Origin of the sequence: Okeania sp. SIO2B3, assembly GCF_010672525.1 — a bacterium.
In the GTDB taxonomy this organism is placed as follows: Bacteria; Cyanobacteriota; Cyanobacteriia; order Cyanobacteriales; family Microcoleaceae; genus Okeania.
In genome coordinates, this window is sequence record NZ_JAAHGH010000005.1 from 26212 (window position 1) to 39017 (window position 12806).

At 37.3% G+C, this 12806-nt stretch carries 14 protein-coding genes; 2 read left to right on the forward strand and 12 right to left on the reverse strand.

What is annotated here, in order from left to right; translation table 11 throughout:
• Window positions 1-323: 323 nt before the first annotated feature.
• The 5 genes from F6K15_RS05895 to F6K15_RS05915 all read right to left on the reverse strand — a co-directional run bounded on the left by F6K15_RS05895 (window position 324) and on the right by F6K15_RS05915 (window position 2362).
• A complete protein-coding gene (locus F6K15_RS05895; RefSeq protein ID WP_293058306.1) occupies window positions 324-536 on the reverse strand; it encodes a hypothetical protein in 213 nt (70 codons plus the stop codon).
• A gap of 341 nt (window positions 537-877) precedes the next feature.
• Window positions 878-1027 carry a hypothetical protein gene (locus tag F6K15_RS05900; RefSeq protein ID WP_293058309.1) on the reverse strand — a complete coding sequence of 50 codons (150 nt, stop codon included), beginning with the start codon at window positions 1025-1027 and terminating at the stop codon, window positions 878-880.
• A gap of 51 nt (window positions 1028-1078) precedes the next feature.
• Window positions 1079-1486 (reverse strand): hypothetical protein, encoded by a 408-nt coding sequence (locus F6K15_RS05905; protein WP_293058311.1) that lies wholly within the window; start codon window positions 1484-1486, stop codon window positions 1079-1081.
• Window positions 1487-1719: 233 nt separating this feature from the next.
• Window positions 1720-2067 (reverse strand): hypothetical protein, encoded by a 348-nt coding sequence (locus F6K15_RS05910; RefSeq protein WP_293058314.1) that lies wholly within the window; start codon window positions 2065-2067, stop codon window positions 1720-1722.
• Between the two features lie 73 nt (window positions 2068-2140).
• A complete protein-coding gene (locus tag F6K15_RS05915; RefSeq protein WP_293058317.1) occupies window positions 2141-2362 on the reverse strand; it encodes a hypothetical protein in 222 nt (73 codons plus the stop codon).
• Window positions 2363-2530: 168 nt separating this feature from the next.
• Here F6K15_RS05915 and F6K15_RS05920 point away from each other — a divergent pair, with 168 nt between their 5' ends.
• Window positions 2531-2995 (forward strand): hypothetical protein, encoded by a 465-nt coding sequence (locus F6K15_RS05920; RefSeq protein ID WP_293058320.1) that lies wholly within the window; start codon window positions 2531-2533, stop codon window positions 2993-2995.
• 258 nt (window positions 2996-3253) lie between these two features.
• Here the strand turns inward: F6K15_RS05920 and F6K15_RS05925 are convergent, their stop codons facing one another.
• The 6 genes from F6K15_RS05925 to F6K15_RS05950 all read right to left on the reverse strand — a co-directional run bounded on the left by F6K15_RS05925 (window position 3254) and on the right by F6K15_RS05950 (window position 9952).
• Window positions 3254-4459, reverse strand: coding sequence for a 4-hydroxy-3-methylbut-2-enyl diphosphate reductase (locus tag F6K15_RS05925; protein ID WP_293058323.1), 1206 nt, complete (start codon window positions 4457-4459; stop codon window positions 3254-3256).
• A 420-nt stretch (window positions 4460-4879) separates the two neighbouring features.
• Window positions 4880-5743, reverse strand: a complete 864-nt coding sequence (locus F6K15_RS05930; protein WP_293058326.1) for an SGNH/GDSL hydrolase family protein — start codon at window positions 5741-5743, stop codon at window positions 4880-4882.
• A gap of 77 nt (window positions 5744-5820) precedes the next feature.
• Window positions 5821-7305, reverse strand: coding sequence for an ammonium transporter (locus F6K15_RS05935; RefSeq protein ID WP_293058329.1), 1485 nt, complete (start codon window positions 7303-7305; stop codon window positions 5821-5823).
• A gap of 271 nt (window positions 7306-7576) precedes the next feature.
• Window positions 7577-7762, reverse strand: coding sequence for a zinc ribbon domain-containing protein (locus F6K15_RS39025; RefSeq protein WP_375341048.1), 186 nt, complete (start codon window positions 7760-7762; stop codon window positions 7577-7579).
• Between the two features lie 406 nt (window positions 7763-8168).
• Complete coding sequence (gene purE / locus F6K15_RS05945) at window positions 8169-8684, reverse strand: 5-(carboxyamino)imidazole ribonucleotide mutase (protein WP_293058332.1); 516 nt, start codon at window positions 8682-8684, stop codon at window positions 8169-8171.
• A 569-nt stretch (window positions 8685-9253) separates the two neighbouring features.
• Window positions 9254-9952, reverse strand: a complete 699-nt coding sequence (locus tag F6K15_RS05950) for a chromophore lyase CpcT/CpeT (RefSeq protein WP_293058335.1) — start codon at window positions 9950-9952, stop codon at window positions 9254-9256.
• Between the two features lie 507 nt (window positions 9953-10459).
• Between F6K15_RS05950 and nagA the strand changes: the two genes are divergently transcribed.
• Entirely contained in the window at window positions 10460-11668 is a 1209-nt protein-coding gene (gene nagA, locus F6K15_RS05955) for an N-acetylglucosamine-6-phosphate deacetylase (RefSeq protein WP_293058338.1), read from the forward strand.
• A gap of 575 nt (window positions 11669-12243) precedes the next feature.
• Here nagA and F6K15_RS05960 read toward each other — a convergent pair.
• Window positions 12244-12621 carry a hypothetical protein gene (locus F6K15_RS05960; RefSeq protein WP_293058341.1) on the reverse strand — a complete coding sequence of 126 codons (378 nt, stop codon included), beginning with the start codon at window positions 12619-12621 and terminating at the stop codon, window positions 12244-12246.
• Between the last annotated feature and the right edge of the window lie 185 nt (window positions 12622-12806).

Here is a 12806-nt window from a genome sequence, read left to right on the forward strand (position 1 = left end):
CTAAGCAACAAGTATCAGAGAACCAAAGTTTTTTTTAAGGTTTGAACTGTACCGTAGGGCATACGGGAACGGGATCTTGATAGCGCAGCTCCTCTGAAAGAGGCAATAGAGCAAACGCGCAGGCGTGAGAACCATCTCTGGACTAGATGCTGCAAGGTGTTTAGTTTAAGTGGACTCATTGTTGGCGTAGCCTTGCGGAGCGCAAACCAAGAATCCTGGTTTCAGGAGAATCTCCGCGCCTTTAGGCCGGAGAGTATGTCAAAGTAACTAACTTCATCTCCAAAATTTTATTACAGCGGTTTTCAAGTTGATGAACCACATCTTCACAAACAAAACCTTGTAGGGACGTTCCATGGAACGTCCCTACTGTGGTCTACCCAAATGAAAACCGCTGTAATAGTATCTTCAACGGCTTTATATGGAGTCGAAGCACTAGAAGTCACACTAACAACTACCTGACTTTCAGGCAACCAACCCTGTGATATTTTTACCTCACTTCCTAAAGGTTTATGTTCAATTCTATACTTATTTGACATCCTCTCCGGCCTAAAGGCACGGAGGTTCCTACTGAGTCGTAGCTCTTCGGCGGGTTGACGCTTCTTAGGCTGCTGCTACTTTGACAGTAGTCTTATGCTTGCCTCCACGTCCGCGCACGAGTTTCCGCAATTCGTAGCTCCTCCGGAGGAGGCGTGCCCCCGGCAACTTTTAGTACTATAGCATATATTCAATTTACTTGCAAATAAAAAGTCGCCCGCTTATGGGCGAGGCTTTAAACCCAATTTTTCGGTAAAGAAACCTGATTTTTAGGACAAATGGTTGTTTTGATAACAGATATCTAGGAAAAAACCGGGTTTCTGGGTTTGTCCGCTAAGATTATCTATTTATGAGGTAAAAGGTTGGCAAAACTTTCCAAAGAATCAATTAAAACTGCTGTTTTAGTTAACTGTTTGAGTGACTGAATATTATCAATTTGATTAACAGCATCCACAATATTTGTAGGTACATTTTCAAACCTAGTTTCTAACACTGTGATGATTGATTCTCTTGTAGATTTGAGTTCTCCTTTCTCTATACCAATTTATTCAATACTGGTAATATAAGGCATCTTTTTTTCCTCCTCATAGTTATATACTTCTGTTTGAAATTGTCTTTTCAATTCCTCTGGTAAAATCATCATCCAGTCTATTAATCTGAACAACTGAATCACCATTTCTCTACTATAATCCCTCTCATATAGTAAACGCACTAAAGTCAATTTACTTTCCAATCTAATGAGAGGAGCTTTCCGAGTTTCCTTGCTTTTTAAGTAAGCCATAATAACCACAGAAAAAGGATTATTACTTTCAGCTAATAATTCCCAATTTTTCTCATAGTTTAATAATTTAACCATAGGAAATTTCAATTTTAATTGACAACCCCAACGACTATAACTATGTTTTCTAGGTCGCCATTTTTTCTTTTCATCTCCCAACACAGCTAAACTCACCAAAAAATAAAGGTTGAAAGCCTCTCCTTTCAAGGATAAAAAAAGAAAAAAATTACTTTTAAGCAATCCTCTTCTTTTTAAGAATAGGTAATGATTAATTATTAATGATTAATTATTAATTATTGAAGACTTCTGTATTTTTCAACCGATATTTATCATAGATGCGGTGTAAGCATTCAGCTATTAGCTGTCAGCTCTCAGCTCTGATGAGGAGGTTTAAATGAATATAGACTTTACAGCCGACTTTGGTAGTAAGTATAAATTCTGTCTAAATTAGTAAAGCTTTTATCTAAAACTAAAAGCAATAGCTGATAGCCGATAGCTGACGGCTGAATGCTTACGATTCGGTAATGATAAACATACATTCTTTCAGCAAAATTACTTTCATATTGCCCTTGTATTTCTGTGTGAATCAAAATCACAGTTTCTTGACTATTTTTTAGCCATACCTTAACTAATTTATCAGCTAAACGTTTGCCTAAATTAGCATCTTGAACAATTTGTTGAAACTCTTTATCCAAAGTTTCATAACCTTTTTCCCAATCAATTTCTTGATAAGTATGAGGAAAAAAGAAAGCCATAAATTATGGAAAGTAAACATCTAATGCTTCTTTCCAAGGACTATCATATTCTCCTTGAGTTTGGTGTTCCATATCAAAATAAAAATTGTAGTTTTAAGCTACTCATCAACTCTGCAATAATGAGAAGATTTTTCCTAGTTTCCTGACTTTTTAAATAACCCATAATAATAACAGGAAAGAGATTATTATTTTCTGCCAATAATCCCCAATTTTCCTCATAGTCTAATAATTTAACCACAGGAAATTCTGAAGTATAAGGAGCAGATTCAGATGGAAAGTACAAAGGAATTGACATTTATCGGTAATTTGTGGTATATGTAGCGCCATACAGAATATTGTACTGCAACTGCAAGACAATTCTAAGTTGGACCTCACTTGTTCTAACCTACATTAACTTGCCCTCAAGTGAAAAGATGGCTGAGTTAAAGCCTAGTCAACTTAAACATTCCTCAAGGAGTAAAAAATGATACGTGCAATAATTATTTTTCTTGTTTCAATATTGTTAATTTCCTCTCCCGTGAGAGCGGCCGAGACTAATGCTGCGGATATTAGTGGTGAGTGGATAGGAACATGGACTAGCCTAAATTCACCCACTTATAATGGTGTAATAGAAATGTACATTAATAATGAAGGAAACAATGTGGACGGCATCTCGGTGATAGGCAACACAAAGTGTTTCCCGGAGCGAGTTTTCAAAGGTAATTTGTCAGGTAAATACAACAACTTTATAGAGTTTAAATTAGCTCCTGTAGAAAACCCAGAAGATTCTTTTGCTGAAAACTGGGGAGCCATAAATAGGTCTCGCAATGCTATTAGTGTGGTCTATAGCTTTGACAAGCCTAACTCTGAATGTTATGGAGATGTTGGTACAATGTTCATCTCTAAGATTCAACCCTATTCTAGTATTCAGGGAATTACGAAGAAATAATCATATCTCTGTTTTTTGCGACGAGAAGGCGATGCAAATTTGGCGAGTGGCAAACGCCTTCTCTTTTGTCTAAAGTTTAGTGCAGCAGATAGGCAAGACAGTTAGGCTTTTTTGGAGAGATTTTTTCCGCTGCTGAGATTATAACGTTAGGCAAAGTTCTATTGCTCAATTCAGCAACGCCTAATTTTTTTCTAGTAGTGGTGAAGCTATCAAACTAAGCATCACCCCTAAATTTTCTCAATCAAAACAAAGTAATATTTAATTCACAGCAACTAACTTCATCTCCAAAATTTTATTCATAGTATCTTCAACAGCTTTATCTGGAGTTGAAGCACCAGAAGTCACACCCACAACCACCTTACCTTCAGGTAGCCAACCTTCAGATATTTTCACTTCATTTCCTAAAGGTTTATGCTCAATTCTATTCCCAGATAAAATCCTGTTAGCACCATCAATATGATAGGAAGGGATATTATTTTCTATTGCCATTTCCTGTAAATGAGTAGTATTAGAAGAATTAAAACCTCCTATTACTACCATTAAATCTAACTTTTCATCGAATAAACCCGCCATTGCATCTTGCCTTTCTTGAGTCGCGTCGCAGATAGTATTAAAGTGTTGATAATGTTCATTTAATTTATCTGGTCCGTACTTTTTCATCATTGTTCTTTCCAACAACTTTCCTATTTCTTCGGTTTCACTTTTCAGCATAGTAGTCTGATTAGCAATACCAATTTGTTCTAAATCTAAATCTGGATCAAAACCTTCAGAATAAGCATTTTTAAACTTATCCATAAACTCATCACGGTTGCCACCATTGAGAATATAATTACAGACATATTCTGCCTGGGATTTATTCAGAACTATCAAATATTTATCAGCAAAAGAGCTAGTAGCTATAGTTTCTGCATGATTATATTTACCGTGAATAATAGAAGTAAATTTTTTCTTTTTCTGTTTTTCAACACTGTTCCAAACTTTAGAAACCCAAGGGCAAGTAGTATCAACAATTTGACAATTTTTTTCCTTTAATATCTGCATTTCCTGAATACTTGCACCAAAAGCTGGTAATATTACAACATCATTATCTCCCACTACAGAAAAATCTTTTTTACCATCAATTACAGGGATAAATTTAACTTTCATATCCCTCATATCTTGATTAACAGAAGGATTATGAATTAGTTCATAAGTAATCCAAATTTGTTGGTTGGGAAAATGTTGACGAGTTTCATAAGCTATAGCTACTGACCTTTCAACACCCCAACAAAAACCAAAAGCTTTTGCGAGTTTGATAGTAACATCACCTTTTTGCAGGGTATAATCATTATCTTTAATTTGTTGAATTAGGTTACTTTTATAAGCAGACTGCATAACTGTGGCGACTTCTTCAGCATGACCAAATCCTTTGCGGTTATAATTCTCAGATTTTTTTAGTGCTCTGGTAAAAGCTTTTGTATCCATAGATTATTTTCAACCTTATGATTAAATTTCCTTCATCTTAATAGTTCACCAAGGATTAAAACCCTTGGCTAACAACTTAAATTATCTTATAGATTACTCTTGAGGAATATGCCATCTTTTTCATCTTTTTATATTCTGGTTAATCAGTTCACAAAGTGATGAGTCAGGAGTCAGTCCTCAGGAGTCAGAAGAAATAGCTTTTATAGAATTTTTGATAATTAGCACTTGCTGATTTAAAGATAAAGGCATTGGCATATAAAGACAAGTGCCTTTTTGGGGCCTTTCAAAAGTGCCTGGTATCACCTCTAAAACGCTCATGCATGGCTCGTATTTTAGGCTCATAGTTGGGCAGAAAAATCACGATAGATTCTTACTCCTGTCTCCTGTCTCCTGCATCCTTTCTCCTACTCCCCCACTCCCCTACTGAGGTTCTTCTAGTCTCATTTTGCTATACATTTGGATCGCCGTACTCCAAATTTGATAACCATTCTCATTGAGATGCAGACCATCAGTACTAAGATCGCCTCGCAGAAGACCTTGAGAATCTGTAAATAGTGGGTGAAGATTTAAAAAGAATGCTCCCTCAGCATCAGCTACAGCTTTTAGACTACGATTTATTCTTCTGATGCGACTATTAGGTAGTTGTAAAAGATAATCCCGACCTTCCCAGATAGCCCTCTCTCCACTGTGGGGTAAAATAGATTGGATAACTATTTGACTCCCAGGATGAATGGATCGTAATTGGTTAATAATTCTTTTTTGATTTGCTAAAATAACCCGATCGCTTTCTCCATGAATTAAATCATTAATACCAATCATCACAAAAATTGTTTCTGGCCTGGTACTATCAAATAAATAAAGTCGCTTCAATAGGCCAGACGAAGTTTCTCCAGAAATTCCTTGATTCAACCAGGTTCTATCTCTAGGGAGAAGTTGAGAGGGAAACCAAAGACTCAAAGAATCTCCCACCATAACAGTTAGACGATCAGGACGATTTTTAGCTGCAGCGATCGCCTCTCGCTGTAACTGTTCTACCCATTGTTCATAAGTCCATCTATGGTTTCTGCCAATAGCCAGAAGCTCTTTCCTAGCTTCCCCAAATAGTGGACTTGGTCTATTAGTTCTAATCCTATCAGTAGTATAGTTGATTGTAGCATTTGCTTGAGGCTCTTGTGACAATTTGTAGTCACTCGTAACTAGGGTGGCCACTGTTAATAACAGTAGCCCGTTAGCAGCTAAGGAACACCAAGCCCAAGTTGGAACATTTTTAGATAAAGTAAACACCGTAGCTGAATTAAATTAGTCTCCGATACTGAAGTAACTGATTTATGGCTATGGCTATTTTACCTAGAATTTTCCCATTAGTGTTTTTGCAGACCTTGATCAATATCCATTCTATTTGACATACCAGTACCAAGAGCATCAGGTTCTTTCATAAACCCTGTATAAGCTTCCATACCATGTTCGGCAATATCCAAGCCTTCAAATTCTTGTTCTGTATGGACACGAATACCTGTAGTAGCTTTCAAAGCTAGCCAGAAGATAGCACTCATAATCACTGTGAATAGTCCCACTGAGATAATACCTATAGCCTGAACGAAGATATCAGCATCTTCAACAAAAATACCAACGGCTAAAGTACCCCAGATTCCACAGACTAAGTGAACTGATGTGGCACCTACTGGGTCATCAACTTTCAACTTGTCAAACAAAGGTACAGAAAACACAACAATGATGCCAGCAACAGCACCAATAATTACTGCCTCAAAATAAGAGACGCCATTACAACCTGCTGTAATACCGACCAGTCCAGCTAAAACACCGTTAATAATCATTGAGAGGTCTGGCTTAGTATCTTTGAGCCAAGATGTAATAGTTGCTGTAGTCCCCCCTGCTGCTGCTGCTAAATTTGTGGTTACGGCAATATAAGCCACATTTTCGTTTGCAGCTAGTTCTGAACCAGGGTTAAAGCCAAACCAGCCGATCCAAAGAATTAAACAGCCCAAGGTAGCAAAACCCATATTATGACCAGGAATAGCTCTTGGTTGGTCATCGTCATCATATTTGCCCATCCTTGGCCCTAAAATATATGCTCCGACCAGTGCTGCCCAGCCACCGACTGAGTGGACTGCTGTTGAGCCAGCAAAATCACCGAAGCCCATTTCAGCTAGCCAACCACCACCCCATATCCAATGTCCGGTAATTGGGTATGAAATACCTGTGATTAACAAGCTAAAAAATAAAAAGGCACTAAATTCAATCCTTTCAGCTACAGCACCAGAAACAATAGTGGCTGCAGTAGCGGCAAAAGCTGCTTGGAATAGAAAAAATACAGGCAATGGTAAACCTGAAGGAAATGGGTCTAGTCCGTAGCTAGTAGCTTCCCCAGTTAGGAAAAAACCACCCCCACCAATGAAGGGATGGTCTCCGGCAAACATTATGGAAAATCCTATAGACCAATAAACTAATGTAGCTAAGGCAAATACAATTAGGTTTTTTGCCAAAATATTAACTGCATTTTTATGACGACAAAAGCCAGTTTCTAACATTCCGAAACCAGCATTCATAAAAATCACAAATATTGAAGCTACTAAAATCCATATTGAATCTAATACCCCTTTTACATACTCTGGGGTTAATTCTTGGTCTTGAGCTGTTGCAGCTCCTGCCCATAACGCAATAATTATGAATACTAGAGGTATACAGGCTAATGTCGCCGGGGTAAACCATTTTGTCCGACGTAACCTGTTTATTAGTGCTGTCGGTTCTAAGAAACTGCTATATCTTGCTGATAATGACTGTTTCTTTTTTGTTCTATTGTTCTTGAACTTTACTTTAGATGTCATTGTGAGAACTAATTAATAGTTTACAAGTCAAAATAGCGCACCAATTCTTGTTTGACATCCTCTCCCGTTAAATCAAAGATTATAATGAGAGACTCCCAAACCTCACGATTTAGGTTTACTGCTTGAGTGGCACTTATCTAGATTGTTTCCAACCCCCGACAGTACGCCTACACAGTCAATTTTTTGAACCACGATCTGCCCGACCGCAGCAACACCTCTATGACAAATCACTTTTGCCACTGCCACATCACGGTTGATTTAGTAGTGACATTCACACAGAGCATTTATGAATACGCTCAGACAAATCTTTCTTGCCTGTATGTGCTCCACAGTTCGGACAAATTTGACTGGTATATCTGTAGTCTACCTGGCCAAAATAAACCCCTCGTTTCCTGCATACCCAAGCCAAGATATTGAAAAACTGACCGAACCCTGAATCTAAAAGTATGTTTACCAATGGATAATTGATAATTGAAAATTGATAATTAATCGAATCTAGGTTTAAAGCCTCTCCTTTTCAGGAGAAAAAGCGGTCGTAGCGGAGCTTCCCGAAGGGTGGGACGGCGAGGAAACCTACGCCATATCCAATCGACTCCTGTGAAGAAATCAGATTTCCTTGTATTCAATTCCGTAACGGTTTTAACCAGAGGTAATTATCTATTATCAATTAATGAACTAACATTCCTTTGGCCCAGGTTCTCAAGTCTAGGTATTCCACAAATATCATTCCAGCTTGGTCATATATTAATGATGAGCTAGCTTAAAGTGAAAGTATTTTCGGGTGTCTGAGATTTTTTAAAGTCTCTGCCTGTAAGAATACCAATTATTTGTCAGATTTTTGTTCTAAAATGTTTGCAATTTAATTAAATTTGTGTTAAATATTCCTGATATCCCATTTCCTCTAATCTAGTTTGTTTGTCCATTACTGATTCAGCTAGGGTCTGACGATATTTTTGGACTCGTTCTAATAGTTCTGGTTGGTGGGATGCTAATATCTGAATGGCTAATAAACCAGCATTTTTGGCATTGCCGATCGCTACTGTGGCTACTGGTATTCCTCTTGGCATTTGCACTATAGAGTATAGGGAGTCAATACCTTGTAATGTTCGAGTTTGTACGGGGACACCAATCACTGGGAGTGGCGTTAAAGATGCGACCATACCTGGTAAATGTGCTGCACCACCCGCTCCGGCAATTATGACTTTTAATCCTCTTTGATGGGCAGTTTGGGCATATTCAAACATTCTCTGGGGCGTGCGGTGGGCTGAGACAATGGCGACTTCTGAGGGGACTTCAAATTGTTCACAGATAGCGATCGCTTCTTTCATTGTGGGCAAGTCTGAGTCACTGCCCATAATAATTCCGATGATTGGATTCATAATCTATAGGAGTTTTCATTAAAAATACAGAGATTTTGACTTAAAGGCAGAAGGCAGAGGGCAGAAGTTTTGTAGTCTACCTTTGTGAAAATTTTTATAATATCATATCGGGATAGTTAGAGTTTGCTGAAAAAGTCTGATGGTGATGATAGGGAATAGGGAATAGGGAACAGGGAACAGGGAACAGGGAACAGTTTAGACTATTTGTCACGGCCATATTTTCTAATAATTAGGGTCAAAATTTGATCATTTTGAGAGGACAACAGCCAAAAAATAGGTACTTTTTTCGACATAAAAAAGCTAATACCATATTGAAATGAAGCTGCATAGAATAATATTTCAAGCATAATTGACCGCAGATAGGAGTAGATAGAGATAGATCGATTTAATGAGTTTCATAATTCTATGCAACCTCATATAAAACTGGTATAAAACCTTTATCTGTTAATGCTTTTATAATTAATCAGCAAGCCCTATTAGTGATCAAAAAACTTTCTCCTTTTCCCCTTCTTCTTTCTTTCCTCCTGACTCCTGACTCCTTCGTCGTTATTCCCAGAAACCAGATTTTTTTAATCATGTTTAGAGGCTTTTCCTAATCCTAAACCACTTAATATAAATAATCCGAATAATACCGAAGGTTCAGGAACTGATTCAATACGATTAAAGGTTATAGGTGTGCCAAATAACAGATTACCATTACCATCAAAAATACGATCTAAAGAGTCAATACTATTAGACTTAATCACAATATCAGAAACAACTTTACCCCCAGGAAAAGTCGTCGAACAACCTTCAGGGTCGTTAGTCCCTACATAGGTATTAGAAACAAAAGAAAGGTTTACTTCACAGTTAAAATCATCTAAATTTGTAGCATTAATAAACTGTTCAGATTCAGGGCGATCGCATAAACCAAATAAAGAAGTTTCGTTGAGGAAACGACTAATACTAATAGTAATTTGAGAGTCATTATTACTAAAAAAAGAATACAAGCGCACCCGAAAAGGAAATCCTCCTGTTGTTTGTTCTAAATAAACAGTTTCTGTATTTTCCATCAGGTCACTGCCAATAAGTTTAACCGGACAATTTGACATTGTAACCTGAGGAATCATAGGATTATCAGCAACCTGTTTAGTATTATCAAATAAGCCAGTGAACCATTGTGATACCTGTTCCACTTGAAATAAAGTTGCAGCATGACTTTTTTGAGCAAATGTTACACTTAGAAGTAGAGCGCTTAGAGTACAAAATTTAAGTTGATTTATCTGCATTTTTCTACACTTCTTTTCATTAAAAATATCTGATTAAATTGCCACCTAGTTTAACACCGATTCTCATATTTTCCTAACTCTAATTTTTATTCACTTACCGAATAATTAAGGTTTAAAGCCTCTCCTTTAAAGTAGAAACAATAATTTTTTTCCTTTGAGTCAATACTATCCGTTTTCAAGGATAGATAATTATTAATTAGGGTTTGCTGAATAAGTATTTTGGTATGGGGTAGGAGTCAGGAATCAGGAGTCAGGAGTCAGGAGAAATGGGGAATTTAGAGGAGTTAGGAGCTAAGTTTTGTCCCTCAATTTTTCTGTCCGAAGGTTTGCCTTTTATGCTAACTTTTTGAGAGTTTTAGACTAAAAAAAGCGCACTTTTTGGTAATCCAATAAGACTAAAACCTTTAGTTGTCAATGGTTTGAGAATTAATCAGCAGAGCAATAATTATTAATTATTAATTATTAATTGTTGAACACCTACCACCTTCTTCAATAAAATTTAAGCCCGTGAATTTAACTACTAAAATTATTAACGCTAAAATCCCTGGTTATCAAGACCTACAGCAGATTTTAATCGACTCTACTGGCAATATTAAACAAATTATCTCTCAAACAGAGGAATTTTTGTCTACCGCATCTACCACTATTGATGTTCAACAAGATTGGGTTTCTCTCGGTGGGTTTGATTTACAAATTAATGGTGCTTTAGGTTTAGCTTTTCCTGAAGTAGATGCAAATTCTACTACTAAAATACAGGAAATTTGTCAGTATTTATGGCACCAAGGAATAGATGCTTTTTTACCCACTATTGTCACAACTTCTATAGATAATATTCAGCGATCGCTCCAAATATTCCACAATTTGGCCTCACAACCTCAAGACCCAGAAATGGCAAAAATTTGGGGTGTTCATTTAGAAGGTCCTTTTCTCAATCCTGAAAAGCGAGGCGCTCATCCATTAGAATATTTACTACCATTAACATTTAAAAATGTCAAAGAAGTTTTGGGAGAGTACGCTGAGATAGTTAAAATCATTACTTTAGCTCCAGAATTAGACTCCACAGAAACAGTCATTCCCTACTTAAAAAATCTAGGAATTACAGTTAGTTTAGGGCATTCTCAAGCCACAGCAAATCAAGCAGAAAAAGCTTTTAAATTGGGAGCTTCAATGGTGACTCATGCTTTTAATGCGATGCCGAGTTTACATCATCGAAAACCTGGTTTATTAGGAGCAGCAATTACAAATTCGGATGTTATGTGTGGTTTAATTACTGATGGTCAGCACGTCTGTTCAACAATGATAGAAATTTTGTTGAAAGCGAGTCAATATCAACAGGGAATATTTTTAGTTAGTGATGCTTTAGCACCCTTGGGATTAGGGAATGGAATTTATCCTTGGGATACTAGAGAAATAGAAGTTAAAAATGGTACGGCAAGATTAAAAGATGGAACTTTATCAGGAACAACTTTACCTTTATTAGTTGGGGTTAATAATTTGGTGAAGTGGGGAATTTGTGATATTGAAACGGGAATTTATTTGGCGACTATTGCACCTCGGAAGGCATTAGGAATAGATAGTAAAATTATTGGTAAGTCTGGGAAAAATTTATTGAGATGGAGGGTGAGGAAGTCAGAAGTCAAAATTCAGAAGTCAGAAGTAGGAAGTCATTTTTGTAATGAGGATTTGAGTTGGCAGAGAATATTTAGAGTTTGCTGAAAAAAGCAAAATGTGGGAAGTGTGGGGAGGGTGGAAAGACAGAGAAAGTAGTCGGAAGAATTGTTCGGGAGACTTTTCTGTTCCGGAATACTTTTGGAACGAGATGCTACTCAAAGGTAAACCAGAGCATCTCAAAAAAAAATCTGCAGGACTTACGCAAAGGCACTATTTATAGAGTAAATTAACTGTTGGAAAATAGTTTTGAGCGCTATATATAGCGTATCTGCGTAAGTCCTAATCTGCTCAAAAATTTGGCAAGAGTGAGAAAGTAGTCGGAAGAATTGTTCGGGAGACTTTTTTGTTCCGGAATACTTTTGGAAAGGGATACTACCCAAAGGTAAACCACAGCATCTCAAAAAAAATCTGCTCAAAAATTTGGCAAGAGTGAGAAAGTAGTCGGAAGAATTGTTCGGAAGACTTTTCTGTTCCGGAATACTTTTGGAAAGGGATACTACCCAAAGGTAAACCACAGCATCTCAAAAAAAATCTGCTCAAAAATTTGGCAAGAGTGAGAAAGTAGTCGGAAGAATTGTTCGGGAGACTTTTCTGTTCCGGAATACTTTTGGAAAGGGATACTACCCAAAGGTAAACCACAGCATCTCAAAAAAAATCTGCTCAAAAATTTGGCAAGAGTGAGAAAGTAGTCGGAAGAATTGTTCGGGAGACTTTTCTGTTCCGGAATACTTTTGGAAAGGGATACTACCCAAAGGTAAACCACAGCATCTCAAAAAAAATCTGCTCAAAGCTGTTTGCGCAGCAGTCCGAGGAAAAGCTGAAAGCTGACCGCTGAGTGCTTCTTTAAAACTCAGACAAAGCAATATTTTCCTTCTTCCCTCTTCCCTCTTCCCTCTTCCTTCTTCCTGAAGTAGTCGAAAGAATTGTTCGGGAGACTTTTCTGTTCCGGAATACTTTTGGAAAGGGATACTACCCAAAGGTAAACCACAGCATCTCAAAAAAAAATCTGCTCAAAGCCATCTGTAGGGGGCGCAATTCGGAGCTTTGCCTTAGCAAATACCATTTGCTTCGCATAACTATCGTTAACGCCCCTACTAGATATGGCAGTTCTGCGTAAGCCTTGTTAGACAAAGCAATATTTTTCTTCTTCCTTCTTCCCTCTTCCTTCTTCCCTCTTCCTTCT